Annotated in this window: 19 protein-coding genes and 1 riboswitch; of the genes, 11 read left to right on the forward strand and 8 right to left on the reverse strand. The window is 55.3% G+C overall.

Annotated elements, in window-relative coordinates:
* Positions 1-45 precede the first annotated feature (45 nt).
* Positions 46-2,115, forward strand: coding sequence for a M13 family metallopeptidase (locus HKD32_RS00710; RefSeq protein ID WP_194257341.1), 2,070 nt, complete (start codon positions 46-48; stop codon positions 2,113-2,115).
* Positions 2,116-2,158: 43 nt separating this feature from the next.
* Here the strand turns inward: HKD32_RS00710 and metE are convergent, their stop codons facing one another.
* Positions 2,159-4,471 carry a 5-methyltetrahydropteroyltriglutamate--homocysteine S-methyltransferase gene (gene metE / locus HKD32_RS00715; RefSeq protein ID WP_194257342.1) on the reverse strand — a complete coding sequence of 771 codons (2,313 nt, stop codon included), beginning with the start codon at positions 4,469-4,471 and terminating at the stop codon, positions 2,159-2,161.
* Between the two features lie 116 nt (positions 4,472-4,587).
* A riboswitch (cobalamin riboswitch) is annotated at positions 4,588-4,791 on the reverse strand.
* A 67-nt stretch (positions 4,792-4,858) separates the two neighbouring features.
* On the opposite strand from metE, the gene HKD32_RS00720 reads away from it, so the two are divergent.
* From HKD32_RS00720 to HKD32_RS00730, 3 genes are read left to right on the forward strand one after another with little or no spacing between them, the layout of a single operon-like run.
* Positions 4,859-5,785 (forward strand): ArsR/SmtB family transcription factor, encoded by a 927-nt coding sequence (locus HKD32_RS00720; RefSeq protein WP_061932839.1) that lies wholly within the window; start codon positions 4,859-4,861, stop codon positions 5,783-5,785.
* A 30-nt stretch (positions 5,786-5,815) separates the two neighbouring features.
* Entirely contained in the window at positions 5,816-6,682 is an 867-nt protein-coding gene (gene metF / locus HKD32_RS00725) for a methylenetetrahydrofolate reductase [NAD(P)H] (RefSeq protein WP_061932838.1), read from the forward strand.
* Between the two features lie 46 nt (positions 6,683-6,728).
* Positions 6,729-7,394 (forward strand): HAD family hydrolase, encoded by a 666-nt coding sequence (locus HKD32_RS00730; RefSeq protein WP_061932836.1) that lies wholly within the window; start codon positions 6,729-6,731, stop codon positions 7,392-7,394.
* A 40-nt stretch (positions 7,395-7,434) separates the two neighbouring features.
* Here the strand turns inward: HKD32_RS00730 and HKD32_RS00735 are convergent, their stop codons facing one another.
* The 4 genes from HKD32_RS00735 to HKD32_RS00750 form a co-directional block, all read right to left on the reverse strand.
* Entirely contained in the window at positions 7,435-8,517 is a 1,083-nt protein-coding gene (locus tag HKD32_RS00735) for a LacI family DNA-binding transcriptional regulator (protein ID WP_061932930.1), read from the reverse strand.
* A 144-nt stretch (positions 8,518-8,661) separates the two neighbouring features.
* On the reverse strand, positions 8,662-8,925 hold the full coding sequence (locus HKD32_RS00740) for a hypothetical protein (RefSeq protein WP_061932834.1): 264 nt from the start codon (positions 8,923-8,925) through the stop codon (positions 8,662-8,664).
* A gap of 114 nt (positions 8,926-9,039) precedes the next feature.
* A complete protein-coding gene (locus HKD32_RS00745) occupies positions 9,040-9,447 on the reverse strand; it encodes an ArsR/SmtB family transcription factor (protein ID WP_061932831.1) in 408 nt (135 codons plus the stop codon).
* Positions 9,444-10,088, reverse strand: a complete 645-nt coding sequence (locus tag HKD32_RS00750) for a peroxiredoxin (RefSeq protein ID WP_061932829.1) — start codon at positions 10,086-10,088, stop codon at positions 9,444-9,446. The genes HKD32_RS00745 and HKD32_RS00750 overlap by 4 nt, the downstream gene beginning before the upstream one ends.
* Positions 10,089-10,192: 104 nt before the next feature.
* Between HKD32_RS00750 and HKD32_RS00755 the strand changes: the two genes are divergently transcribed.
* The 5 genes from HKD32_RS00755 (at position 10,193) to HKD32_RS00775 (ending at position 15,306) form a co-directional block, all read left to right on the forward strand.
* Positions 10,193-11,119: an MBL fold metallo-hydrolase gene (locus HKD32_RS00755; protein ID WP_061932827.1), complete on the forward strand. Its 927-nt coding sequence runs from the start codon at positions 10,193-10,195 to the stop codon at positions 11,117-11,119.
* A gap of 44 nt (positions 11,120-11,163) precedes the next feature.
* Positions 11,164-12,849, forward strand: coding sequence for a bifunctional protein tyrosine phosphatase family protein/NAD(P)/FAD-dependent oxidoreductase (locus HKD32_RS00760; RefSeq protein ID WP_194257343.1), 1,686 nt, complete (start codon positions 11,164-11,166; stop codon positions 12,847-12,849).
* A gap of 15 nt (positions 12,850-12,864) precedes the next feature.
* Positions 12,865-13,632: a sulfite exporter TauE/SafE family protein gene (locus HKD32_RS00765; RefSeq protein WP_194257344.1), complete on the forward strand. Its 768-nt coding sequence runs from the start codon at positions 12,865-12,867 to the stop codon at positions 13,630-13,632.
* Positions 13,633-13,922: 290 nt separating this feature from the next.
* A complete protein-coding gene (locus HKD32_RS00770; protein WP_010500766.1) occupies positions 13,923-14,468 on the forward strand; it encodes a cupin domain-containing protein in 546 nt (181 codons plus the stop codon).
* Between the two features lie 184 nt (positions 14,469-14,652).
* Complete coding sequence (locus tag HKD32_RS00775; protein WP_010500769.1) at positions 14,653-15,306, forward strand: TetR/AcrR family transcriptional regulator; 654 nt, start codon at positions 14,653-14,655, stop codon at positions 15,304-15,306.
* 26 nt (positions 15,307-15,332) lie between these two features.
* Here HKD32_RS00775 and HKD32_RS00780 read toward each other — a convergent pair whose 3' ends face one another.
* Positions 15,333-17,594 (reverse strand): TonB-dependent receptor, encoded by a 2,262-nt coding sequence (locus HKD32_RS00780; RefSeq protein ID WP_194257345.1) that lies wholly within the window; start codon positions 17,592-17,594, stop codon positions 15,333-15,335.
* Between the two features lie 182 nt (positions 17,595-17,776).
* Between HKD32_RS00780 and HKD32_RS00785 the strand changes: the two genes are divergently transcribed.
* Positions 17,777-20,044 (forward strand): TonB-dependent receptor, encoded by a 2,268-nt coding sequence (locus HKD32_RS00785; protein WP_194257346.1) that lies wholly within the window; start codon positions 17,777-17,779, stop codon positions 20,042-20,044.
* A 66-nt stretch (positions 20,045-20,110) separates the two neighbouring features.
* Here the strand turns inward: HKD32_RS00785 and HKD32_RS00790 are convergent, their stop codons facing one another.
* Positions 20,111-21,802 (reverse strand): putative bifunctional diguanylate cyclase/phosphodiesterase, encoded by a 1,692-nt coding sequence (locus tag HKD32_RS00790; protein WP_226993302.1) that lies wholly within the window; start codon positions 21,800-21,802, stop codon positions 20,111-20,113.
* A gap of 482 nt (positions 21,803-22,284) precedes the next feature.
* On the reverse strand, positions 22,285-22,968 hold the full coding sequence (locus HKD32_RS00795; RefSeq protein WP_010500776.1) for a Fe2+-dependent dioxygenase: 684 nt from the start codon (positions 22,966-22,968) through the stop codon (positions 22,285-22,287).
* A gap of 306 nt (positions 22,969-23,274) precedes the next feature.
* Between HKD32_RS00795 and HKD32_RS00800 the strand changes: the two genes are divergently transcribed.
* Positions 23,275-25,230: an adenine deaminase gene (locus HKD32_RS00800; protein ID WP_061932817.1), complete on the forward strand. Its 1,956-nt coding sequence runs from the start codon at positions 23,275-23,277 to the stop codon at positions 25,228-25,230.
* Positions 25,231-25,251: the final 21 nt, after the last annotated feature.

Below are 25,251 nucleotides of genomic sequence, written 5' to 3' on the forward strand. Positions count from 1 at the left end.
GCAGACCAACATGGCCTGCCAGATTTTCATGATCGGGCCTGTTGTATGACTCAGAAGATATTTTCCCGTAAAGCAGTTCTGCTGCTGTCCGCTAGTCTCGGATTGGCAGCAGCGCCTTCCGTTGTTTCCGCAAAGCCGACTGTACCGCTGATCACATACGATCAGTATGGACTTGATCTCGCTGGGCGGAATACGAGCGTAAAGCCGGGGGACAGTTTCTTCGATTATGCAAACGGCAACTTCCTGAAGACGCTCGAAATCCCATCGGATATGAGCAGCTATGGCCCGTTCAACGCTCTGGCCGAAACCTCCCGTCAGCGCATCCAGTCCATTCTCAAGGATCTGTCCGCACATCCGGTCGATCAGCCGCAGACAATCAACGAGAAGCTCGGCACATATTATGCATCCTTCATGGATGAGAAGGCCGTTGAGGCTGTAGGGGCTAAGCCTCTTGATGCTGAAATTGCCACCATTCACCAGATCAAGGATCTGAAGACGTTTGCACAGTTCAGCGGTGCATCGGCGACGACATTTGGTTCATCCCCGTTCTCAGTGGATGTAGAGGTTGATGCGAAAGATCCAACGAAATATGCGCTCAGCATTGATCAGGCTGGTCTGGGCATGCCGGATCGGGACAACTACCTGAAGCCGGAATTCGCCTCCAAGAAAGCGGCTTATCAGGCATACGTCACGAAGCTTCTGACACTTGTTCACTGGGCTGACCCTGCGAAGTCTGCTGCGGATATCGTGGCGTTCGAGACGGAAATCGCCAAGGTTCACTGGGCGCGGACAGAACTGCGTGACCCGGACAAGACTTACAACCCGATGACCGTGGCCGCACTGGTCAAGAGCACGCCGTCTTTTGACTGGATGACATGGCTGCTTGCAGCCGGTGTGCCTGAGGCGGGCCTGGAACAGCGGACCGTCATTGTAGGGGAACCGTCCGCGATCAAGGCTGAAGCGGATCTGATCGCAAAGACTGATCTGAGCACGCTGCGGGCCTGGCAGGCTTTTCACACGGCTAGCAATGCTGCGTCCTTCCTGTCCGATCCGTTCGTGCAGGCGCGCTTTGCCTATGCAAAAGCCATGTCTGGCCAGCCTGCTCTGGCGGCGCGCTGGAAGCGGGGTGTGGACTTCACGAGTGGTGCCATGGAGATGGCGCTCGGCAAGATCTATGTGGATCGGTATTTCCCGGCTTCGGATCGCGCTGCCATGCAGATTCTGACGGGCAACCTGAAGGCAGCGTTCCACAATCGTCTCGAACACAACACATGGATGAGCGCGCAGACGCGTGAAGCCGCGTTGAAGAAGCTGGCCAGTTTTGAAATCCAGGTGGGTTACCCGAACGAATGGCGGGATTATTCCGATCTGGTTGTGAAGAAGGGTGATGTGTACGGCAATGCCGAGCGCGCTTTCGCTTTCGAGTGGCACTATCAGCTCAGTCATCTCGACAAGGTTGTTGACCGCAACGAGTGGTTGATGTCCCCCGCAACGGTGAATGCCTATAACAACCCGCGTTTTGTGGAGGTTGTGTTCCCGGCTGCAATCCTTCAGCCGCCATTCTTCAACCCGAAAGCTGATCCGGCTGTGAATTACGGGGCGATCGGTGGCGTCATCGGGCATGAAATGACCCATTCCTTTGACGACAAGGGCCGCAAATACGACGATAAGGGGCGTTTGCGGAACTGGTGGACAAAGGAGGATGAAGAGCGCTTCCAGAAGCTGGCGGACCGTTTTGGTGCACAGTACGACGCCTTCGAAGTGCAGCCCGGCGTGCATGTGAATGGCAAGCTCACGATGGGCGAAAATATTGCCGATCTTGGTGGCCTGACATTGGCGCTGGATGCTTATCATGCGTCCCTGAACGGCAAACCAGCTCCGGTCATTGATGGCCTGACGGGCGATCAGCGTGTGTTCATGGGGTGGGCACAGGTCTGGCGTGAGAAGCTGCGTTCGGATACCGAGAAGCAGCTTGTCGTTATCGATCCGCACTCCCCGCCGAAAGCCCGCGTGAACATTCCCATGCACAACGTTGATCTTTGGTACAAGGCCTGGAACGTGCAGCCGGGCGACAAGTTGTATCTGGCACCCGATCAGCGCGTCAAAATCTGGTAACGGCGTATGATGGGGTGGAGAGCCACCCCATCTACTCGCGGGTTTACGGACGCATATAACGGGCTGCCGCAACCATGTTGATGAGCGCAGCTTTCGTCTCCGGCCATTTGCGGGTTTTCAGTCCGCAATCCGGATTGACCCAGAGGGCATCCGGACTGATGGCTTTGCTGGCAGCCCGAAGCAGGTCCACCATTTCCTCAACAGACGGCACGCGTGGCGAATGAATATCGTAAACGCCTGGCCCGATTTCTGCGGGATAGCGATAGGCTGCGAACGCATCGAGCAGTTCCATGCGGGAACGGGCGGTTTCAATCGAAATCACATCCGCATCCATTGCGCCAATGGCAGCAATGATGTCGTTGAATTCCGAATAGCACATATGGGTGTGGATCTGCGTGGCATCCTGCACCCCCGAGGCTGAAATGCGGAAACTTTCCACGGCCCAGTCCAGATAGGATTGCCAGTCTGCACGACGAAGCGGCAGGCCTTCACGCAAGGCGGCTTCATCAATCTGGATAATGCCGCACCGGGCTTTTTCCAGATCACACACTTCATCCCTGATGGCGAAAGCGATCTGTCGGCAGGTTTCCGAACGCGGTTGATCGTCTCGTACGAAAGACCAGTTCAGGATTGTGACAGGCCCTGTCAGCATGCCTTTCACGGGGCGGTTGGTGAGGGATTGGGCATATTCCCACCATTCAACCGTCATGGCTTTTGGACGTGACACATCCCCGAAAATGATGGGTGGCCGGACATAGCGGGACCCGTAGGACTGAACCCAGGCATGTTTCGTGAACGCAAAGCCGGAAAGCTGCTCCCCGAAATATTGCACCATGTCATTGCGCTCAAACTCGCCATGCACCAGCACATCAAGATCAATATCTTCCTGCCAGCGGATGGTCCGAGCGGTTTCTTCCCGCAGGAAGACTTCGTAAGCCTCGGAAGAGAGCTCTCCCCGGGCATGATCGGCACGGGCTTTGCGGACTTCAGGTGTCTGGGGGAAGGACCCGATGGTCGTCGTCGGGTAAAGCGGCAGTCTGAGTTTGGACTGTTGCAACGGACGGCGCGCGGGGAAGGGGGAACGGCGCTGGGCGAGAGCTGGGTTGCGATCCGCAGAGCGTACCTGAACGGCAGGATCGTTGATTTTTGCAGAAGATCGGCGTGCCTGAAGAGCCGCAGCATTTTCGGCCAGAGTGGCCTGCACGACGTCTCGCCCTTCATTCAGGGCACGTGCCAGTGTGTGTAGCTCCTCGATTTTCTGAACGGCGAATGCGAGCCAGGATTTCACATCCACGTCCAGATCTGTCTCCCGTTCCAGATCAATTGGCGTGTGGAGAAGGGAGCAGGATGGCGCGAGGATGAGGTCACGCTGGCGGGCCAGCGGTTCAAGATTGTCCAGAAGTACGTTCAGATCGGCCTTCCAGATATTCCGTCCGTCCACCACGCCGAGAGACAGCAGCAGATCTGGTCGTGCTTTCTCAAGAATAGATGCAAGTTGTTCGGGAGCGCGGACTAGATCCACATGTAGACCGTGAACTGGCAGGCTTAGGGCGATGTCCTGATTGTCTCCGAGGGCACCGAAATACGTCGCGAGCATCAGTTTCAGGTCTGGAACAGCGGCTGTCAAAGTGTTGTAGGTCGTTTTGAAAGCTGCGGCAGCATGTCCCGGCAGATCCAGAACAAGGCACGGTTCGTCAATCTGAACCCAGTCCACCCCTTCTGTTCGCAGGGCCTTCAGAACCCGTTCATAAACGGGCAACAGGACAGGAAGCAGATCAAGACGATCAAACGCCGGGCCGTCACATTTTCCCAGAAGCAGGAAACTGACAGGACCGAGCAGAACAGGGCGTGTCTCAATCCCAAGCGCCTTGGCTTCCCGATATTCGTCCACCGCTTTTGTGGAGGCGAGGCGGAACGTCTGGTCTGCTGTAAATTGCGGGACAAGGTAATGGTAGTTCGTGTCAAACCACTTGGTCATTTCGGCGGCGGGAACGTCCTGAGGTGCGCCATGAGCATGACCGCAACTACACTCCTCGGATGCCGTCTGGGAGCCGCGCGCCATGGCGAAGTAGGTTCCCAGATCCACCTTGTCCCTCACATTGCCATAAATGGGGGGAACGGCGCCGACCATTGCGGATGTATCCAGCACATGATCGTAGAGTGAAAAATCGTTGGAGGGGATGATCTCTGCGCCGAGATCTTTCTGGCGCTGCCAGGCTGACGCCCGAAGGGACGCAGCAGTGGAAAGCAGATCATCGGCGGAAGAATGTCCCGGCCAGTACTGTTCAAGAGCGGTTTTCAGTTCACGGCGGGTGCCGATACGCGGAAAGCCCAGAGTTGCGACGCGGACAGTCATGAAAGCCTCGACAGGTTCGTGGCAGTGCGCTCGCAGGGCATGCAGGATCGTTCACGCCCCGAACAGGAAATGTGCGGCGTGGAGACATGCGTGACCCTTCCGGAACGCCCCGCCGGAGGATGTTATGTGCCGTGGCAGGTCTCCTGGCTTACGGGTCTTCGCGCTGATTCCGCCTTCCCGGACTTTCATCCAGTGGCCTGTGTGGAATCGGCACTCGCCGCTGACAGTTGCGGGGGCAGCGCCAGCTTTGCACCGGCTTCCCTCTTAGCCACACCAGATGCGCGAACATCCGACATGGAACCATGACAAGCCTTATGACTGCCGCATGTTCTGAAAAAGAGTCAATATCTCTTGCTCATATAAAGAACTCCTTATATGTAAATCCATATGGAGCAGGCACTTACTATTTTTCAGGCCTTGGCGGACATGACCCGTCTGCGGATTCTGGCCCTTCTGCGCGAGATGGAACTATCCATCGGCGAGGTGGCGCAGGTGCTCGGGCAAAGTCAGCCCCGCGTGTCACGGCATGTTAAAATCCTTGCCGACGCAGGGCTGATTGAGCGTCGTAGGGAAGGAAGCTGGGTGTTTCTGACGCTAGGGACGCCGGAAATTCTTGAACCTGTATTCATGGCGTTGGATCGTTGGACTGTGAGGGAGCCGGCGGAAATCCGGGCAGATCGTATTCGCTTGCAGGCGATCCGGGATGTCCGCGCTATTGCAGCGGAAGACTGGTTTGAAACCCATGCCGCGGAGTGGGACGCATTGCGCTCTCTGCATGTGTCGGAACGGGAAGTCGAAACTGCGATTGTGAAGACGCTTTCAGCGTTTCCGATCGGGCGGCTCGTGGATATAGGCACCGGAACCGGCCGCATGATGGAGTTGCTGGGAGGGGGAGCCCAAACGGTCATTGGGTTTGATCGCAGTCCCGCCATGCTTCGTCTGGCCCGAACCAAACTGGCGGCGGCGGGTCTGGAGCAGGTCGATCTGCGCCAGGGAGATTTTCAGGCTCTTCCCTTGCCAGAGCACTCTGCGGATGTCGCGATCATGCATCAGGTTCTGCATTACGCGCAGCATCCGGCGGCAGCCATTGCAGAAGCCGCCCGTATTCTTGATGGAAACGGTCGATTGCTGATCGTCGATTTTGCGTCCCATAGCCGTGAAGAACTTCGCACGCGGGACGCGCATGTCCGCCTCGGCTTCACGGATGCCCAGATGGCAGCCTGGTTTCGTGCTGCTGGTTTGGTCCCTGCGGAGCCGGTTGCTCTTGAAGGCGAACTGACGGTCAAACTCTGGCTTGGCCAACGTCCTAACTGATCTCAAATATTGAACTAAGGAGCTGGCGTGATGGCCGCACAGACAGGGCCTCTGCCCGCAATTTCGTTCGAGTTTTTCCCTGCAAAGTCGGAGAAGGCAGCCGCGACGCTGTTGGAGAACGCAAAAACGCTTTCTGCTTTTGGCCCGCAGTTCATGTCCGTGACGTATGGGGCAGGCGGTTCAACACGGGACCGCACCTTGGCCACCCTGAAAGATATGGTTCGGGAAACTGGCGCGCCAATGGCTGGGCATCTGACCTGTGTGGGGGCCTCCAAGGAAGAGGTCGATGCCGTGGCCCGGGCATACTGGGATGCTGGTGTGAAGCACATAGTGGCCCTGCGTGGTGACCCGCCGCCGTCAGCCGGGGGCGTCTATGAGCCTCATCCGGAAGGTTACGCGGGGGCTGTGGATCTGGTGCGCGGACTGAAGGAAGTTGCGCCGTTCGAAATCTCCGTGGCGGCATACCCGGAAACACATCCTGCGGCACTTAGTCCGCAGTCGGATTTGGAGCATCTGCGGGCGAAAATTGATGCTGGCGCGGACCGGGCTCTAACGCAGTTTTTCTTTGAAGCGGACACATTCTTACGCTTCCGGGACCGGGCGGCTGCCGTTGGAATCGAGCAGCCGATTGTGCCGGGTATTCTCCCTGTTGGAAGTGCTGCACAGGCCTGGAAATTTGCCGAGATGTGCGGTGCAAACGTGCCGAGGTGGATGCGCGATCTGTTTGATGGGCTGGATGAGACGCCACAGACGCGGACGCTTGTGGCTGCGACCATTGCTGATCGTTTGTGTCAGACTTTGAGGGCCGAAGGTGTGGAGCAGTTCCATTTCTACACATTGAATCATGCAGATACAGCGTCCGCTCTCTGCCGCCTGCTCGGGCGTCGTCCCCTTTGAAGAGGCGGGGGCTGGATTTCCAGCCCAAACGGGGTGACAAAAGGGAATGACACGATTCCCGATCATTCTTCTCGACTACGATGGTACGCTGGCGGAAACGCAGCCGGCCATTCTTCGCAGCCTGAAAGAAGCCTTCGAGGCCAGTGGTTACGACAGTCCGTCCCCTGATGCTCTCAAGGCGGAACTGTCGAAGGGTGGGACGCTTCAGACGCTTTTTCAGGCTATCGTTCCGGACAGTGAAGACGAAGATGCCGGGGCATTTGTCCGGCATTACCGTGCCAGTTATCCAAGGGCCGATCAGGAAGAAACAGTTCTGTTCGATGGGGTGAAGCCGGTTCTGGAAGCTCTGAAGGGCAAAGGCGCAACGCTTGTTGTCCTGAGTAACAAGCATGCGCCGACAGTTCATAAAAGCATTGAGCGCTTTGGCCTGTCGCGCTGGTTCAGCGGCGTTATAGGCTCAGAGCCGCAATATCCCCATAAACCTGATCCCCGCGTCATGACGGATCGGGTGCGGCCTCTGTTCCCGGAAGCGGATTCTGCTGAATTCCTGATGGTAGGGGATACGCTGGCGGATCTGACCTTTGCCCGCAATACGGGTATCGCCTCCTGCTGGGCGAGTTATGGTCATGGTGCCGCGCAGCCCTGCATTGATCTCAGACCGGATTACCGGATTGATCGCGTTTCCGACCTTCTGAACGTCGTCAGCCTGTAACGGGGAAGCTCAGCCCTGGGAGGCTCAGCCCCTGGAAGGCTCAGCCCTTGGGGGCTGGGCCAATACTGCCGCGTTTCACGAGTTCTGTTTTGAGAATGACATTTTGACGGCCGTCCTGCTGCACTAGAAGGCGAACGGCTTCCGTGCCCTTTTGCTCATGGGGCTGGCGGATTGTGCTGAGATCTGCGGTCGCTGCGGCGGGAATATCGTCAAAACCAAAAATGGACACATTTTGCGGAATACTCAGCCCTGCCGCGCGAATGGTCTTCATGGCGCCGATAGCGACACGATCGCTCATCGCGAGGATCGCTGTGGGGCGTTCTGGCCGATTGATGAGAAAACGGGCGCCTTCTGCACCAGCCTCTTCGGAATTGATGGGAATTTCCCAGGCTGGAACAGTCTCGGGAGCAATCCCGGCTTCCTGAAGGGCAGTCAGGTATCCCTCCAGGCGCATGGCGATCGTACTGTGTGCGATGTTGGCCCGGCGTTTTGCTGTCAAGATACCAAAATAATCGTCATGAGCCGTCTTGAGAGACAGGATGCCAAAGCTGCGATGGCCAAGCTCCAGAAGTGTTTTGGCGGCTTTGTAGGCAGCATCCCGGTCATCAATGCCAACATACGGAATGCCATCAAGCCTTGGTTGATCGACGACAACCAGCGGGACATTGCGCTGCTGGGCCATCATGACGCAGCGGCTGTCTGGGGCGACGGAGTACAGGATGTATCCATCAACAGCAGCGTTGCCCAATGAAACCGGCGTATTCATGTTACGAAGGCTGCTGCCAGCGGAAATCAGCGCCAGATCGGTTTCGAGCTCGTTACAGCTTTTGGCCACGCCATTCAGAACGGTCAGGACGGCCGGGTCGGAGAAGGCGTAGGGGAGGTCTTCGCTGAAAAGAAATCCGAGCGCACCTGAATGTCCTGTCGCAAGCTGCTTGGCTGCCGGATCGGGGCCTGTGTAACCCATCTCCTGTGCCGCTGCGAAAATCTTCTCACGCAGCGCCGCAGACAGCTGACCGGGGCGAATATAGGCATTGGAGACTGTCGTGTGAGACACCCCGACCTGTGCTGCTACATCCTTGAGGGTAACTTTGCGGCGGCCGTGCTGACGGGTGGTTTTCATACGCTGTCCAATAATGAAAACGGATCTTTCACGCAATCCTGTGGGATATTGCGCTGATCCGTCAGGGCTAAGACCCTGAAAACAAATATTAGCCTGCGGAGGTCCATTCCGTCTTCACAATTACGACAGCACAATCCGGAAAGATCATTCTTTGGGTTTGGAGGTGGTGCTGGCCTTCTTGGCGGGGGGATCGAACATGGCACGGCATTTGGGGGTAAGCTGATCCAGCTTTTTCTTCATGCAGGCCGTGATCTTGGCTTCATTCGGGATGGCAAAGGTGCAGAGCCGAATGGCATCTCCCTGACAGGCCTGTTTCTGCTCGTCGCGTGTCGCAGCGTGGGCGGACCCAAGGACCAGTCCAACCATGCAGGTCAGTGTCATCAGGGAACGGATTGGATAGCAGGTCATGAGCCATCTCCTTTTTGATGTAAAAGCGTCCGGCAAGAGAAGCGGTTTCCAGTCTGAATACACGCCCGTCAAGAAAATGACAGAAATACATAAATAGACCGGAAACAGTCCTTTTTACACTGACCGCGGCAGGGGGCGAATAATACGGGCAAATCGTGCCCCATCCTGGGATGCTGCCTGAATACTCGCTTGGCGAAGTGGGGCTGCTGCAGACGGTGCCACGGCCTGGCCGTCCGGTCGAAGGGTCATCAGGAGCATTCGGGCGCGGGCCGCATCGGGTGTATCGGCCATGCAGTAACTGATGGCACGCGATTCACGCTGAGACTCAATCAGGCCGCTGCGCCGTAGCGTTCCCAGGTGCTGGCTCAGTGTCGGCTGTCCGATTCCCGTCATGCTTTCGATTTCGCTGACGGCATGCGGGCCATCCAGCAAAGCAGAGAGGATTGTCAGGCGTTGAGGTTGCGCGAGGACGCGCAACCATTCTGCAAGATTACGGCTTTCTTCGAGAGCAAGGAGGGTCATGAGCGGGGCCTTTTCGGTTGAAGGAACCAGCTTGGTCCAGCTTTCTGAACGGCTTCCTGTGTCTGGAGCGGGGGCGCAATAGCCGGTTCGCCCGGTTGCCATCCTTCAGGGGTCAGAATGTTTGACCGATCGACTTCCTGCAGGGCGCAGAGGACGCGCTGTAGTTCGGCAACGGAACGTCCGACGCTGGCGGGATAGGTGAGGATCGTGCGGATGATCCCTGTCGGATCAATAAAGAAAACCGACCGGACCGTGGCACTGTTCTGTGCCTGTAGATCCATCATGCCGTAAGCACGGGCCACTTCCATGGAAGGATCTTCCACGATCGGGAAGGGAACACGCACGTTGTACTGTTCTTCAATAGCGGACACCCACGCCAGATGTGAGGGCAGACTGTCTGCGGACAATCCGAGCAGAACACAGCCCCGTTCCCGGAAAGCGGGTTCCTGTCTGGAGAGGGTGATGAATTCGCTTGTGCAAACGGGAGTAAAGTCTGCCGGGTGGGCAAACAGCAGAACCCAGCGTCCGCGCAGGGCGCTCAGAACGAATTCACCGTGTGTCGTACGGGCAGTGAAATCCGGAGCTTCATCCCCGATGCGCAGGGTAGGGAAGGGAAGATCGTCAGTAATGGGGCCTGTCATGGTCCTGTTCCAGCTTGTCCGGGTCTTGACGTGTTATAGTTAATGACTTTATTAAACCAATAATAAGTTTTTTGGAAACGATAAACTCCAGAGGTGAAAACGTCATGCGCGATGCTGCCATTGAAGCTGCGACAGCCCAGATCAGGCGTGTGCAGAACGGTGAGGTTCCATCTCCTGTAGTTTGCACGTTCTTTGATGAAGCGACAAATACCGCCAGTCACGTCGTTCACTGCCCGGTGACGCGCCGTGCAGCCATTATCGACAGCGTGCTCGACTATGATGCCGCTGCCGGGCGCACATCCAACGGCTCTGCACAGGTGATTGTGGACTATGTCCGCCGCGAAGGGCTGACGGTGGACTGGCAGCTTGAGACCCATGCACACGCTGACCATCTGTCGGCAGCCCCATGGTTGCAGGAACAGCTTGGCGGAAAACTGGGAATTGGAGCGGACATTATTCGCGTCCAGAATGTTTTCGGCAAGATTTTCAATGCCGGAACACGTTTTGCTCGTGATGGGTCCCAGTTTGATCGACTGTTCAAGGACGGCGAGACTTTCTCGCTTGGTGAAATTCCCGTTACGGTTTTGCACGTCCCTGGTCACACACCCGCTGATATGGCGTTTGTTATCGGAAACTCCGCTTTTGTGGGGGATACGATTTTCATGCCAGATTTCGGGACGGCTCGTGCGGATTTTCCGGGGGGCGATGCCCGTGAGCTTTTCCAGTCCATTCGTCGTTTGTTGTCCCTGCCGCCAGAGACGCGCCTTTTTCTCTGTCATGACTACAAAGCACCCGGCCGCGATGACTATGCCTGGCTGACGACGGTTGCGCTGGAGCGCGAGTGCAACATCCATGTTCATGATGGCATCAGTGAAGACGAATTCGTGTCCATGCGTACAACGCGGGATGCCACACTTGCCATGCCCAAGCTGCTGATGCCGTCCGTACAGGTCAATATGCGTGGCGGCCATATGCCCGAGCCGGAAGCAGACGGCATCAGCTACATCAAAATTCCCGTCAACCGCCTCTGAGCGAACCCTGTTTTTCCAGTTTCATTATCACCGGAGAGGTTACAATGCCGACAAACCATATCACGGAACGCTATGCTGTTTCCCCTCAGGTCGCACCGCAGGACGTTGCTGTTCTGAAGAGTGAAGGCTTCCGCAGCATCATCTGTTTCCGCCCGGATGGTGAAGCCCCGGAACAGCCAGAAGCCAATCTGGTCGCTGAGGCTGCAAAAGCGGCGGATATGGCGTTTGTTACCATTCCGGTTAAGGCAGGGACTGTGCCTGATGACTCGCAGATTCAGGCAACCCGTGCAGCTTTGACATCCCTGCCAGCCCCAATTGTCGGGTATTGTCGCTCTGGCACCCGTGCTGCCCAGATCTGGGCTCTGGCAGAGGCTGGCTCTCGTCCGGCCAGTGACATTCTTGCGGATGCCGCGCGTGCAGGGATTGATCTGGGAGGGCTGAAGTCTCGTCTTGAGGCTGTGCCAGCGCCTTCCATGCCATCTCGTGAGGGGGCACGTCATTTTCAGGTTCTGGTCATTGGCGGTGGAGCCGGTGGTCTGTCTGTCGCGGCAAGCCTGCTCAAGCGCGATTCCGCTCTTGCGCTGGGTATTGTGGAGCCCTCCGAAGAACATTTCTATCAGCCGGGCTGGACGCTGGTGGGTGGCGGTGTCTTCAAGGCCGCGCAGACGCGCCGGCGTGAACAGGATCTGATTCCGAAGGGCGCGGTCTGGCTAAAGAATGCGGTAGAACTTTTCCGTCCGGAAGCGCGTGAGGTGGTTCTGGAGGACGGGACGGTTCTGTCTTATGATGCCTTGATCGTTGCAACCGGCATTTCCCTGAACTGGGATGCAATTCCGGGTCTTACGGAAACGTTGGGCAAGAACGGTGTCACGTCCAACTACCGCTATGATCTGGCGCCATACACCTGGCAACTCGTGGAGCAACTGAAGGGCGGCAAGGCTATCTTTACGCAGCCTCCGATGCCGATCAAATGTGCTGGTGCCCCGCAGAAAGCCATGTACCTGGCCTGTGACGCATGGCGCCGTCGGGGTGTTCTGAAAAGCATTTCGGTCGATTTCAATACAGCAACGCCAGGCCTGTTTGGTGTAAAGGAATTCGTTCCCGCCCTGATGAATTATGTGCGTGACTACGATATCGCTTTGCATCTTGGCTCCAAGCTGGTGGCAGTAAACGGGCCGGAGCGCATTGCCGTGTTCGAGCGTAAGACGGAAACCGGTGTTGATCGCGTGGAATGTGCGTTCGATATGCTGCATGTCGTCCCGCCACAGGTCTCCCCGAAAGTCGTGCGTGAAAGCGCCATCGCGGGCTCGGACGGGTTCGTGGAGGTCAATCCCGAAACATTGCAGCACGTCCGTTACCCGCAGATTTTTGCTCTTGGAGACGTGATCGGTACGTCCTGCGCCAAGACGGCGGCGGCTGTGCGTGTTCAGGCTCCTGTCGTGGCAACAAACGTACTGGCTTTCCTGAAGCGCAAGGATCCGGTTTCAGGATATGATGGGTATGGCGCGTGCCCGTTGACGGTGGAGAACGGCAAAATCGTGTTGGCTGAGTTCTCCTATGGGGGCAAGCTCGCTCCGACAATGCCGAAATGGCTGCTCAACGGTCAGAAGGCGACCCGTCTGGCCTGGTGGCTGAAGAAATACGTTATGCCCGCGCTGTACTGGAAGGGAATGCTCAAGGGGCATGAGCTTTTTGTCGCTCCCAAGCCCTTGAAGTCTAGTAAGAAATGATCGTTAGCCAGAGCAATGCATATCGCGATTGAACTGTTCTGTGGCGTCATTATCGGCTTCACGCTTGGATTGATTGGCGGGGGTGGGTCCATCCTCGCTGTGCCTCTGATGGTTTATGTAGTGGGGGTAAAAAATCCCCATGTCGCTATCGGAACCAGCGCTTTGGCGGTGGCTGTCAACGCGCTGGCCGGGTTGGTCAGTCATGCGCGACAAAGAACAGTCAAATGGCGGTGTGCGGCTGTTTTTGCACCATTTGGCGTAGTTGGTGCCCTGGTTGGCGCAGCTTTGGGGAAAGAGGTGGATGGCCAGAAACTGCTTCTGTGCTTTGCCATCCTGATGATTGTCGTGGGTGTCCTGATGCTCCGGGGGCGCCGCAATCCGGGAATTGCAGGAGCTGCCTGCAACCGCGACAACATGCCCAAAGTCATGGCCAGTGGGCTTGGGACAGGTCTTCTTTCCGGCTTTTTCGGTATTGGAGGTGGGTTCCTGATCGTTCCCTCTCTGGTCGCCTGTACAAGAATGCCTATTCTGAATGCGATTGGCACATCGCTGGTTGCAGTCGCGGCTTTTGGTGCAAGTACAGCCCTGAGTTACATGCTGTCAGGGTATGTTGACTGGGTTATGGCCGCTCTCTTTGTAATCGGAGGCGTTATAGGGAGTACGCTGGGAACGTCTGCGGCACGTCGTCTGGCCGGGGTGGGTAGTACCTTAACCACGTTCTTTGCTGGCGTTATCTTTGTCGTTGCGGCCTATATGATCTGGCGGAGTCTTGTCGCTCTTTGACTTACTGCAAAGAACGGTTTTGATGTTTGCCTGACCCAAAGCCTGTCCGACTGCATCGGGCAGGCTTTTTTTGTGGAAGCATCATGGGGTTGGTGAATTTCGCAATTTAATAAAGTTACCATAAATCATCGCTCGTTTAATCCGTTTCGAGAGATAGGTTTGTCGCAAAGAATTTGCGGGATCTGTGGCTACATCTCTGACCGGCATCCCATTGGCGTAGCGGTCTTTTCCGTGTTCCATTCCTGAACCGTTATGACATACTGCAAAGACTGTCAGAGCGGGGAGAGCGAATGGTGGCGGATGTTGGTCAGAGACTGCGGCTTGTTCGTGTCTCAAAAAATCTATCTCAGCGGGAACTGGCCAAGCGTACAGGTGTCACCAATTCTACAATTTCCCTGATCGAATCAGGCGATATGAATCCCTCAATCGGTACTCTGAAGCGCGTGCTTGATGGTATCCCTGTTACGCTAGGAGATTTTTTCAGCTTCCAGACTGAGGGGCAGGAGCAATACTTCTATGAGGCCAGTGATCTCACGGAAATCGGGCAGGGGGGCGTCTCATTGCGACAGGTTGGCAGCAACCTGTTCGGACGCTCGCTTCAGGTTCTGCATGAGCGCTACGAGCCTGACTCGGATACGGGTGTTGCCTATGCTCACGAGGGGGAAGAGGCAGGCGTTGTTATTCGCGGCCAGGTCGAAATCACTGTAGAAAATCAGACCCATATTCTGGGGCCGGGTGATGCCTACTATTTCGAGAGCCGCAAACCTCACAGGTTCCGCTGCATTGGTGAGGAGCCCTGCGAACTGATCAGCGCCTGCACGCCTCCGACGTTCTGAATAAAATACCCTGTCAGCTTGCCTGAAAAAGGTGGGAAAGACGCCGGGCTTGTCTCTCATGGAATGCTCACAATTTCATGAGGGGTGTTTTTTCCGAGAAACGCACCAATCTTAAGCCTTGTGAAAAGCCTCTCGATTTCGTTAAGGCTAGAGACAAGACCTTTTTTCAACAGGGAGGCCGGGTATGTCCCAGTCATCATCTTTAGCGGTAAAGGAAGTTTTTCCGCCGCATCTCGGAGATATGAGGGCAGGGCGTTCGCCTGGTCGACCCATCAATCTTCTGCTGAAAGACACGATTCTGACAGCAATTGCCACGGTCCTGACCGAAGAAGGGTATCAGGGCCTGACGATTGGTAAGGTGGCCAAGGCCGCAGGCGTCTCAACTGCAACCGTTTACCGGCGTTGGCCTACGAAGCAGGCCATGTTCTTTGACGCAATCCGTCAGTGGAAGACCAGCCTGACTCCCGATGTCGATACGGGAAGTTTTCTTGGAGACGTCGATCAGCTTGTAGAGGCACGTATCCGGTTTCTGGCGACACCACTTGGACGCACGTATGGCACCCTGCTGGGTGAGGCAGTTCACAACCCGGAATTCGGAACTGTCCTGCGCGAGGTCAGCATTGAGCCCGCTCGTCTGGAAATGCGCCGCTTTCTGGAGCGCGCAAGACAGCGTGGTGAAGATGGGTTCTGCTACCCGGCCGAGACGGTTCTGGACATGCTTCTCAGCACAATACACTTCCGCGCAATGGACACATTGTGGAACTGTCCGCTGGAAACAGAGGCCAATATCCGGGATATCAAGGGGCTGGTTCGCTGCATGATTGGAACCCGCCAGTAAGCGGGCTTTAATCATGTGCTTCCAGATCAGAAGTTACTTGAAATACGGCCACCGATAAACCGCGGGGTACCGGGGATATAGAAGTATGTTGTTGTCGCCATCCCGCCACTTTCGAAATACTGGCGGTTCAGGATGTTCGACGCGTAAACCGTAGCCTCCCAGTGCCCTGAAGCGGGGTGCAGGGTGGCGTGGGCGCCCAGCAGGAAATACGGCGGCAGGCGATAAAAGCCAGTTCCTCCAACTGCAATGGCCTGACTCCCCCGATAAGACCAGTCAGGCCCGATATCGAGGCCCAGCTTGTCTGTGAGGGGTTGCCGCCATTCGGCCTGGCCGTTCAGGGTCAGTTTGGGCTGACCGTTATCCACGCCTGCAAAATTATTGGTTATGGCTTTCCACACGCCGGTTTTGGCGTAATAGGCATTTGTTGCGGCGCGATTGACGTTCGGGAAATCCTGATAGTTGCCCCGCTGCCAGCCAATATTCTGCGTCACAAAGACGTGCCGCACAGGGTGCATTTCCAGCGTGCCCTCAAAACCCCAGCTCTCGGATTTTGGAACATTGGTAATCTCGCTAAGCGGACCATAATTCGGAATCAGAACTGTGCCGACGACCTGTTGCCCATGGAAATCATTGTAGAAGGCCGCGCCGTTCAGGCGCAGTTTTCCCGGAATCGGATCGCTTTTGAAGCCGACTTCGTGGGTCAGCACGGTTTCCGGCCCGAATGGGTCAAGCTGGGCTTGAATCTGGGTATTGTTTGCACTGAATCCGCCCGGTTTGAAGCCTTTGCTTAGCTTGTAATAAACCATGGTGCTTTGCAGCATCTGCCATGAGACGCCAACCTGTCCGGCAAACTGGGCCGAGGCCGTACTCTCAGGCTGAAAGATATGAGTCGATCGGCCGAAGATTTCCGATTTCAGACCTGTCAGTGAGCGATCATCAACTTCGTGGAGCAAGCCTCCGAACAGCGTCACGTTATGCGGCAGACGATAACTGATATGGCCAAACTCGGACGTGCTTTCCTGGTTCATCCCAAAGTTGGTGGACATCATGTAGCCGCGGGCGGAGTAATCCGTGTAATCGAACAGAAAGCGCTGTTTCATCCGGCTGCGCTGATAGAATGCGCCGACAACCCATTGCAGACGGCTGGACGGATCACGGGATGAGAGCCGCAGTTCCTGCGTAAACGCGTTGGCGCTAATAGTCCGATAAGTGTCGGCCTGTGAGGCAGATGTTCCGTCCTGATCCGTGTATTCGCCCTGACGTTCTGTTTCGAAGGCGCTGATGGATGTGATTTTGGCAAATCCCAGATCGCGGTCGATATGAAGATCCCAGCCCCAGAACTGATTATGCTCGCTGGGTTTGAGACTCCGTGGACGGCCAATAAGATCCGCGAACTGAGGCCGGAGAGACCATTGCGCCTGCTGCCGTCCCAGAGAGGGTAATCCCTGTGATCCAATCAGACGATGAACGGGAATCCCGGTCACGACTTCGCTGTCATCCTGAACGAAATGGCCGGATAGCAGAACTGTTGTTTTGCTATCCGGGCGCCAGCGAAGTTTTCCGCGTAAGGCCCAGGAGTCTGCATCCCCCAGGTGAGCACCCGTAACGGGATTGGTTTGCCATCCGCCACCTTGCCGGGTTTGCCCGGCCAGACGAAAATCCAGCCCTTTGGCCAGCGGGCCAGAGACATAGGCTTCGCTTCGACTGCGGGCGTAGGAAGCGATGTCTTCGCTGGCGCCATAATGCCAGGTGCTCGTCGGGTCTGCCGTGCGGAAGCGGACTTCACCGCCCGTGTCAGACTGTCCATGCGTGGTGCCGACCGGGCCCGGTGTAACCGTTGCATCTGCCAGATCGAACATCAGGCCGCTGGCCATGGTCGAAAAGGTAAATGGCACGTCATCGAAATAGGTTAGAACGGTTGGAATGTTGTTCTGGGTAAAGTCGTTGAAGCCCACGCCGCGAAGATAGAAGTTTGTGGAGGCTGTGCCGTTGATGGACTGAATCGTCAGATTGGGAGCAACACGCTCAACGTCGCGTAACGTTATAACACCGCGCTCGATCAGGCGCTCTGCGGTCAGGCGCGTATCGGCATCCGGCTGTTTCTGGGCGGCTTGAAAAGCAAAATCCGTTCTTCTGACGCTGACCTTGATGGTCTCGTCCGTGTGCGCCTCAAGGGCTTTGGGAGTGATGTGCCGGTGCGATTTCTGGCTGTGTGGAGGCGTCTCTGCGAAGGCGGACGTGGCGCTCAGAAGGCTGGCGCCGAGAAAAAGAACCCTGCGAAACGACATGGGAAAAGTAACTCTTCTGAAAGGGGAGATACCGGCACACGGCAGAAATTGTGGCTTTTATATCTCACCCGAAAGCCAGAGCAAGCAAACAGGGGGAAAAGAGTCCGCTTCGGCTTGATACGTTATGATATAACATAATACAAAGCTGCCGCTGATTATCTTTTTCGTCTGTTGAGGACTGCATGCTGCCTTTTGTGTCTGCCCGATCTTTCCTTGTGCTCCTTGGGTGCACGACCGCCCTTTGTGGTGCTGCTCATGCACAGGACGCAACGGCAGGGACAACGACTGCTGAAACTGAAACTTCCCGGTCCAGCTTCGGTCATTCCGACAATCAGCACGGAACGACAGTGACGGAGACAAGCCGGACGGGCGAAGATGATATTGTCGTCAACGCCCATCTGGAGCGCGCGCGTGACGCACTTCAGTCCTCTACGGGGGCGACTACCTATCGTTTCAGCCGTCAGGATATCGAAACCAATCCGGGTGGTGACAATGCACCGCTGACCTCTGTTCTGCTTCAGGCTCCGGGTGTCGCGCAGGACAGTTATGGTCAGATCCATATCCGTGGCGATCATAATGAAGTTCAGTTTCGTCTGGACGGTGTAGCACTGCCGGAAGGCATGAGTGTCTTCGGTCAGGCGCTGATGACCCGCTTTGCACATTCCATGTCCCTGACGACCGGCGCACTCCCCAGCGAGTACGGATTTCTTCAGGCTGGTGTGATCGATATCAACACCAAGAACGGCTATTCCGACCCAGGTGGCAGCATCTCCATCTACGGCGGTGCGCGCGACTATTTCTTCCCGTCACTTCAATATGGCGGTCACGAGGGCAAGTGGGACTGGTTCGCGACAGCTGATTATGTCCACAATCGTGTTGGCATTGAAAATACGACCCCCAGTTTCAACGCGATCCATGATCTGACCAATCAGTATCACTTCCTCGGCCACGCCCGTTACACGGTCGACGAGAATACCCGGATCAGCCTGACGGCAGGTGTTTCCAATGCTGAGTACCAGCTTCCGAACAATCCGGGTCAGCAGCGTCAGTTTGCCAACCCATCCTATCTTGGAAGCTCTTTGTCCCAGAACCAGTACGGTACAGGAGACAGCGGAAGCCTGAGCGAACATCAGAAAGAAATTACCGATTTTGGCATGCTGTCCCTTCAGAAGGATATGGGCCGTCTGAGCTTCCAGACGTCTGCCGTTCTGCGATACAGTTCCCTGCGATATTCGCCCGATCCTCTGGGTGATCTGGTTTATAACGGTATCGCCCAACGTGCGGCCCGTTCCGTTTTCTCAACAGGCACCCAGACGGATGCGACCTGGCAGGCGGCGAAGAACCATACCGTCCGCTTCGGCTATCAAATCTATGTCGAACGCAACACGTCCAAGTCTGACTCAACCGTTTACACACAGACGGGTGAAGACGACGACGGTAACGCCGTTTACTCCGGCGATACGGCGAACATTCATGAGGGTTCAGGCCGGACTGGCTGGATGTATGGACTGTATGCCCAGGATGAGTGGCGCCCGATCAAAAACCTGACCATCAATTATGGTCTGCGATTTGATGGTGTGGATGAATATACCCATTCAAAGCAGGTCAGCCCGCGCATCAATATCGTTTACAAGCCGTGGCATGGTGGAACCTTCCATGCGGGCTATTCCCGGTACTTCACGCCGCCGCCGTTCGAACTCGTGACCGGAACGGCCCTGTACAAATACACAGGCACCTCTGCGCAGCCTGCGAACTATAAGAACAGCACGGTCAAAGCTGAGCGCGACCATTACTTTGATGCTGGTTTTTCCCAGACGATCCTTCCGGGCTGGCATGCGTCGTTTGATGCCTACGTTAAACTGGCGAAGAACATGATCGACGAAGGACAGTTCGGCTCGCCGGTCATCTTGTCGGTATTCAATTACCGGCGTGGTCAGGTGCACGGATACGAGTTCTCAACGGATTACACACGCGGCCCATTCAGCGTGTACGGCAACTTCTCCTGGTCGCGCGCGATCGGCAAGGATGTGGTGTCCGGGGAGTGGAACTTCGATCCGGACGATCTGTCCTACATCAAGAAGCATTGGGTCCATCTGGATCATGACCAGCGCTGGACGGCGTCTGCGGGAACAAGCTACACGGCGTTCTACAAGACCGGCCATCCGCTGCGTCTGTCAGCGACAATGGTGTACGGAAGTGGCCTGAGAGCCGATGGGGCAACACCGAATGGTGCGTCGGTTCCGCAGTATGCGACGTTCAACCTGTCTCTGGTTCAGTCCTTCAAGGATCTGTTCCATGTTCCATTCTTGAAGCAGACGCAGCTTCGTCTTGATGTGACGAACTTGTTCGACAAGACCTACCTTCTGCGTGATGGCAGTGGCATTGGTGTTGGTGCGCCGCAATATGGTCTGCGTCGGACAATCCTGACGGGTATTGATCAGCGGTTCTGAATAATCAGAAGAGGCAGGCACGAAAGTGTCTGCCTCTTTTTTTGGCTTCCCGGCTATGAGCGGAATTTATTCCGCCACTTCGATATCCAGCACAAACGGATCATGCCGTATCCACGGTGGTCCGTTCAGATTGAGGATATGGGGAATTTGCGAAAGAGGAATGGCTTTGGAAAAATGCCATCCCTGAAAGAAATCACATCCCATAACGGCCAGGGCATCTGCCTGTTCGGCTGTTTCCACGCCTTCGGCAACCACAACGCGCCCCATGCTGTGGACGATATCAATCACGCCCCGAATAATGGCGGTGTCAATCCCACGTTCCGTCACACCTGCCGTAAAGACCCGATCAATTTTGACGTGGTCGAAGGTCACGGTGCGGAGATGGGTAAGAGACGCAAAACCGGTTCCGAAATCATCCAGAGAAATCTGGATACCGGCTCGGTGCAGGTTCTTCAGTTCGTCCAGAATGTGTTGGTTATGCATTCCGAAAAGGATTTTTTCGGTAATTTCGATGGTAATTTTTTCGGCAGGCACAGCATGGCGCTGCATTTCCCGAAATAGTCTTTCAGTGAAATTATAATCCCGGAAATCCTCTGACGTGACGTTGATGGCAACGCGTTCAAACGGGATCTTCTGTTTTGTCAGATGCTGAATGTCCGTCAGGGCCTGACGCAGCACAAAATCACCAATGGCAATGCTGAGTTCAGCATCTTCAAAAGCTTCATGAAAATAGTGCGGGCCAAGCAGACCCCGTTCGGGATGATCCCAACGTAGCAGGGCTTCAAAGGAAGGATGGCGTTTGTTGTCTCGGGGGAGCACGAGCTGATAAAAAAGCTTGAACTGCTTTTTCTTGAGAGCAAGCTGAATAGCCTTTCTCATGCGGGAGCGCCTTTCGGTCTTCTCCTTCATGAACTGGGCGTATTTCTTGATGCGGTTGCGTCCTTCAGCCTTGGCTTCGTAAAGTGCCAGATCCGCACATCGCAGGATCTCACGTCTCCGGCTGTCATTAAGGCGTGAAACGGCATAGCCCAGACTGGCGCTGCAATGATGCGTCAGGCCACCGCCCCTGAAACGAAAGCGCATCGTCTCAAGAATCTTCCTGAGCCGGATTTCAAATGTCTGCGGCTCATCTGATACCATGATGATGGCGAATTCATCGCCTCCAATACGCGCGATAAAGCAATCTGTTGCCTGAAAGGCTTTGAGTCTGTTGGCAATACGCTTGAGCAGCCGGTCGCCGGATTCATGGCCTGAGGTGTCGTTAATGGCCTTGAAAGTATCAATATCGAGAAGACACAGGCAGACATACCGATTGTCTGGATGATCGTAGGTGAAAAGATCTTTGAGGTATTGGGAGAATGATGTGCGATTGGGAATATGCGTCAGGAAGTCCGTATTAACTGCTACCTGAAGCTTCAGCTTGTTAGCCGTAAGTCGTTGTTCGGCATTTTTCCGGGCGGTAATGTCGAAGCGGATCGCAACGTAGTTTGTGACTTTTCCATTTGAAGCACGTCGCGGAACAATTGTTGTATCAACCCAGTAAAGCTGACCATTTTTCCGGCGGTTGCAGATTTCGCCATGCCAGACGTTACCCTGTGCAATCGTCTTGTACATTTTCTGGAAAAAGCTTGAATCGTGAATGCCGGAATGGAGCATTCGGTGATCCTGATTGATCAGTTCTTCTCGTGAATACCCGCTGATTTCAATAAACTTATCATTGGCAGAGAGGATCTGTCCGCGCGTATTGGTAACGGCCACAATAGCTGAGCAGTCCAGGGCGTGCAGAACAAAAGAATCATGTGCGCTTTCGGACCACGTTTGAAGTGATTCGAGGTAAGTTCCAAAATCAGGGGGGGGTATCACAAAGTCTGTCCCGCTTGTCCATACGATGCCAGTGTTGCGAGAAAACACTAACAAAACGCTAAAGAATAATTTCTATGGCTCTGTCTCTGACAAGAGGCCAGTGCAGTCAAAGTGGTTTGCCAGAAAGGTGAATCCTTTAGAGCAGAACAGTTTCAAATGCCAGAAACGCTTTACCCCATAGCCGTATCCTTTAGCCGTGCGGAGGAGGGCAGGGAGGTGTTGCTATTCGAGGGGGCAAGGTAATCCTGTAACTGCCTTGCCCGGATATAGCTGGTTGCAACAGCCTGTTTTGACGTCAGATTATATTGATAAAATGCGATGTGAGCGTGGAGAGCGCTGCTCCTGCTCTGAGGCTCTGTGTCTGGTGGCTGTCGTGTTTACAGTTCAGCCCATTGCCGCAGAAGGTTATGGTAGGTGGAGGTCAGGCCCAGAACTGCTGGGTGATCATCGGGCAATGCTTTGCGGGTTTCGATGATGGAGCAGTCAAAATCATACAACAAAGCGCGCTTTGTATCATCCCGAACCATAGATTGAGACCAGAAGAAGGACGCCCAGCGGCTTCCACGCGTAATACGATTGACGCTGTGCAGACTGGTGGAGGGATATACGACCATATCGCCCGCTGGCAGTTTGATGCTCTGCTGGCCATATGTGTCCTGAATGACGAGTTCTCCGCCATCATAATCTTCCGGGGAGGACAGGAATAGCGTGGAGGAAACATCTGTTCGAATGCGAAAGCCTGCCCCAGGAACGGGCCGGATGGCATTATCGACATGAGCATTGAAGTGCATTCCGGTATCGTACCGGTTGAAAAGGGGGGGATAAACCCGCAAGGGCAGGGCCGCACTGTTGAACGTCGGATTACGCCCCAAGGCGCGGAGAACGATTTCCCCTAACTCTCGGCATATGGCTGAATCTTGTGGAATTTGAAGGTTCAGTTTTGCTTTTGCAGACTGCTCTCCAGCCGTAACGCGGCCGTCCGTCCATTCTGCCGTCTTCAGGCGTTCACGGCAGTAGCGGACTTCCTCGCCGGACAGAACATTTGGAACGTGGATGAGCATGTTTCTGAAGTTTCCCTGTGGTGAAATCTGGCCCTTTACGGCCCAGTCCAAAATATTTTCTGTAAATAAGAATGACTCTCATTGTTGTTTTTAGAGCCCTTTGAAGATCCCCGCAATCCACAGCGTGTTTCATGTGTTTGTGTATCCGACGAAAAGCTCAGAGACGTAGGAAACGGATGGAAACCGTACGGAGTAGGATATATTCTGCTTCAGAGCGTTCGATTAAAAACACCTTTGAAAATATTGCGAATACGTTATTAGTCAGCCTACACTCCGGCACTTTTTTTGAGTGACTGGATCATCAAAATGCCTATCGTCCTGTCTCTGTGGCGTCGTTCCATAATCGCCCTGTCCTGCTCCTGCATCGGGAGTTTTATGGGGGCGGGCGCGATGGCCTCGGGAGTAGCTTCTGATGTGCCTACGGCAAGCCATGTGCTGCATCCGATTGCCTTCAGCGATGAAGTCAAAACGCGGCAGACCCTTGTAGCTGTTGCGCTGGGACGGGAACCGGCCGATCTTGTGATTCACAATGCTCGGGTACTGAATGTCTATACTCTGAGTTGGGAAGACGGGCAGGATATTGCTATCGCCCGCAAACGCATTGCATGGGTTGGGCCAGCCGGGCAGTGGAAGGGCCATGCGTCTTCGGTGTTTGATGCCAAGGGCCTTCCGGCAGTACCGGGCTTTGGAGAGTCCCATAAGCACATCGAAAGCTCGATGTTGTCCCCGGAATGGGAGGCGGCTCTTGTTATTCCCCTTGGAAATACCTGGACGACCGAGGGCTCACATGAATTTGCCAATGTGAGCGGCGTGCATAACGTGGAGTTCTGGCTAACGCCTGAACGGCTCGGAAGCCCACTGAAAATCTTTCCTGCTTTGGGATCGGCTACGCCGCCTTCCGCTTTTGAACAGGGTGGGGGCAGCTACGCCTATCAGGAAATTGCGGACAATATTCGCAACAATCCACGGGTTCAGGGACTGGATGAGGTCATGGACTGGCCTGCGGTATCCAACCCTGCACACCCCGGGCATCAGCGTATTTGGGAGAACATTCAGGCGACGTTTGATAATCGTGGGGTGATCGACGGTCACGGTGCCGGTTTGTGGGATATGGATACGATCAACGCTTTTGCGGGCGCGGGTCTGTCCAGCGATCATGAAACCCGGTTGCCGCAGGAGGCCTGGAACAAGCTTCAGCACGGTTTGTTCCTGCAATTGCGGGATGATAATATTGAGCGGGCTATCCCCTATTTCGTTAATAAGGGACTGAAAAGCTGGAGCAATGTTTCCCTTGTCACGGATGATCGGAATGTTGCGGATACCCTGAAGCAGGGGACGATGGACTATCATATCCGGCTGGCCATCAAGATGGGCGCTCCGGTAGAAGCCGCTTATGCCATGGCGAGCTTATATCCGGCGCAGCACGGCCATATGGACCAGATTGTCGGATCAATCACGCCGGGTCGCTATGCCGATGTGGTTCTTTTGTCGTCCGTCCGAGATGTCAAAATTAAATATGTTTTTGCGAATGGAAAGCTGGCGGCTCAGGATGGGACGTATCTTTTTCCCGTTCCTAAAATCACATGGCCGTCCTGGGCCTCTGATACCATTCATATTGGCAGGAAGCTGACGGCAAAGGATTTTGAAATCCTTGCCCCTCAAGGCAGAACGACACACGTCACAGCCGCCATCCAGGCACCGTTTTATACTGACCCCGTGCAGAAGACCGCGACTTTATCCGTTGTGAACGGAGTTGTTCAGCGCGATATTGCCCATGACATCATCAAAGTCGCGACTGTGGATCGCTACATGGGGCAGGGACGTCTGGGAAAGATGTTCTGGACGGGCAATGGCCCAAAGACGCCAGACAGTGCGATTGCGACATCTGTTTCTCATGATCTGCATAATATCACCGTCATGGGGACGAGTGACGAAGCCATGGCGCTAGCCGTCAATCGCATTGCCGAACTTAAAGGAGGCATCGTGATGGTGTCTCACGGCAAGATTCTGGCAGAAATGCAGTTGGAAATTGCAGGTCTGATGACGAGCCGGTCCATCCCGGATGCAGCGGCCAGCATGGAAAATGTCTATGCCAAAGCGGATACTCTGGAATGGATTGGAACGCCGGGATATCCGCGGAGACTTCTGATATCCATGATTACATGCAGTCCCTTCACATGGCGGCTGGTTGTTCCCTATCCGGGTAATCCCAGCGGGCTTGTGCTTCTTCAGACGGGGCAGACGATGCCGACGGTCTGGTAAGGTATGAGGAAGGTTCGCAGC

This window comes from Gluconobacter japonicus, assembly GCF_015244665.1.
In the GTDB taxonomy this organism is placed as follows: domain Bacteria; phylum Pseudomonadota; class Alphaproteobacteria; order Acetobacterales; family Acetobacteraceae; genus Gluconobacter; species Gluconobacter japonicus.

Bases quoted from the DNA above. Each gene is read 5' to 3' on its own strand.
- HKD32_RS00730 (WP_061932836.1), top strand. From the start codon at position 6,729: ATGACACGATTCCCGATCATTCTTCTCGACTACGATGGTACGCTGGCG.
- HKD32_RS00720 (WP_061932839.1), top strand. From the start codon at position 4,859: ATGGAGCAGGCACTTACTATTTTTCAGGCCTTGGCGGACATGACCCGT.
- HKD32_RS00750 (WP_061932829.1), bottom strand. From the start codon at position 10,088: ATGACAGGCCCCATTACTGACGATCTTCCCTTCCCTACCCTGCGCATC.
- HKD32_RS00775 (WP_010500769.1), top strand. From the start codon at position 14,653: ATGTCCCAGTCATCATCTTTAGCGGTAAAGGAAGTTTTTCCGCCGCAT.
- metF (WP_061932838.1), top strand. From the start codon at position 5,816: ATGGCCGCACAGACAGGGCCTCTGCCCGCAATTTCGTTCGAGTTTTTC.
- HKD32_RS00745 (WP_061932831.1), bottom strand. From the start codon at position 9,447: ATGACCCTCCTTGCTCTCGAAGAAAGCCGTAATCTTGCAGAATGGTTG.
- HKD32_RS00740 (WP_061932834.1), bottom strand. From the start codon at position 8,925: ATGACCTGCTATCCAATCCGTTCCCTGATGACACTGACCTGCATGGTT.
- HKD32_RS00760 (WP_194257343.1), top strand. From the start codon at position 11,164: ATGCCGACAAACCATATCACGGAACGCTATGCTGTTTCCCCTCAGGTC.
- HKD32_RS00755 (WP_061932827.1), top strand. From the start codon at position 10,193: ATGCGCGATGCTGCCATTGAAGCTGCGACAGCCCAGATCAGGCGTGTG.
- HKD32_RS00795 (WP_010500776.1), bottom strand. From the start codon at position 22,968: ATGCTCATCCACGTTCCAAATGTTCTGTCCGGCGAGGAAGTCCGCTAC.
- HKD32_RS00765 (WP_194257344.1), top strand. From the start codon at position 12,865: ATGCATATCGCGATTGAACTGTTCTGTGGCGTCATTATCGGCTTCACG.
- HKD32_RS00785 (WP_194257346.1), top strand. From the start codon at position 17,777: ATGCTGCCTTTTGTGTCTGCCCGATCTTTCCTTGTGCTCCTTGGGTGC.
- metE (WP_194257342.1), bottom strand. From the start codon at position 4,471: ATGACTGTCCGCGTCGCAACTCTGGGCTTTCCGCGTATCGGCACCCGC.
- HKD32_RS00780 (WP_194257345.1), bottom strand. From the start codon at position 17,594: ATGTCGTTTCGCAGGGTTCTTTTTCTCGGCGCCAGCCTTCTGAGCGCC.
- HKD32_RS00770 (WP_010500766.1), top strand. From the start codon at position 13,923: ATGGTGGCGGATGTTGGTCAGAGACTGCGGCTTGTTCGTGTCTCAAAA.
- HKD32_RS00710 (WP_194257341.1), top strand. From the start codon at position 46: ATGACTCAGAAGATATTTTCCCGTAAAGCAGTTCTGCTGCTGTCCGCT.
- HKD32_RS00735 (WP_061932930.1), bottom strand. From the start codon at position 8,517: ATGAAAACCACCCGTCAGCACGGCCGCCGCAAAGTTACCCTCAAGGAT.
- HKD32_RS00800 (WP_061932817.1), top strand. From the start codon at position 23,275: ATGCCTATCGTCCTGTCTCTGTGGCGTCGTTCCATAATCGCCCTGTCC.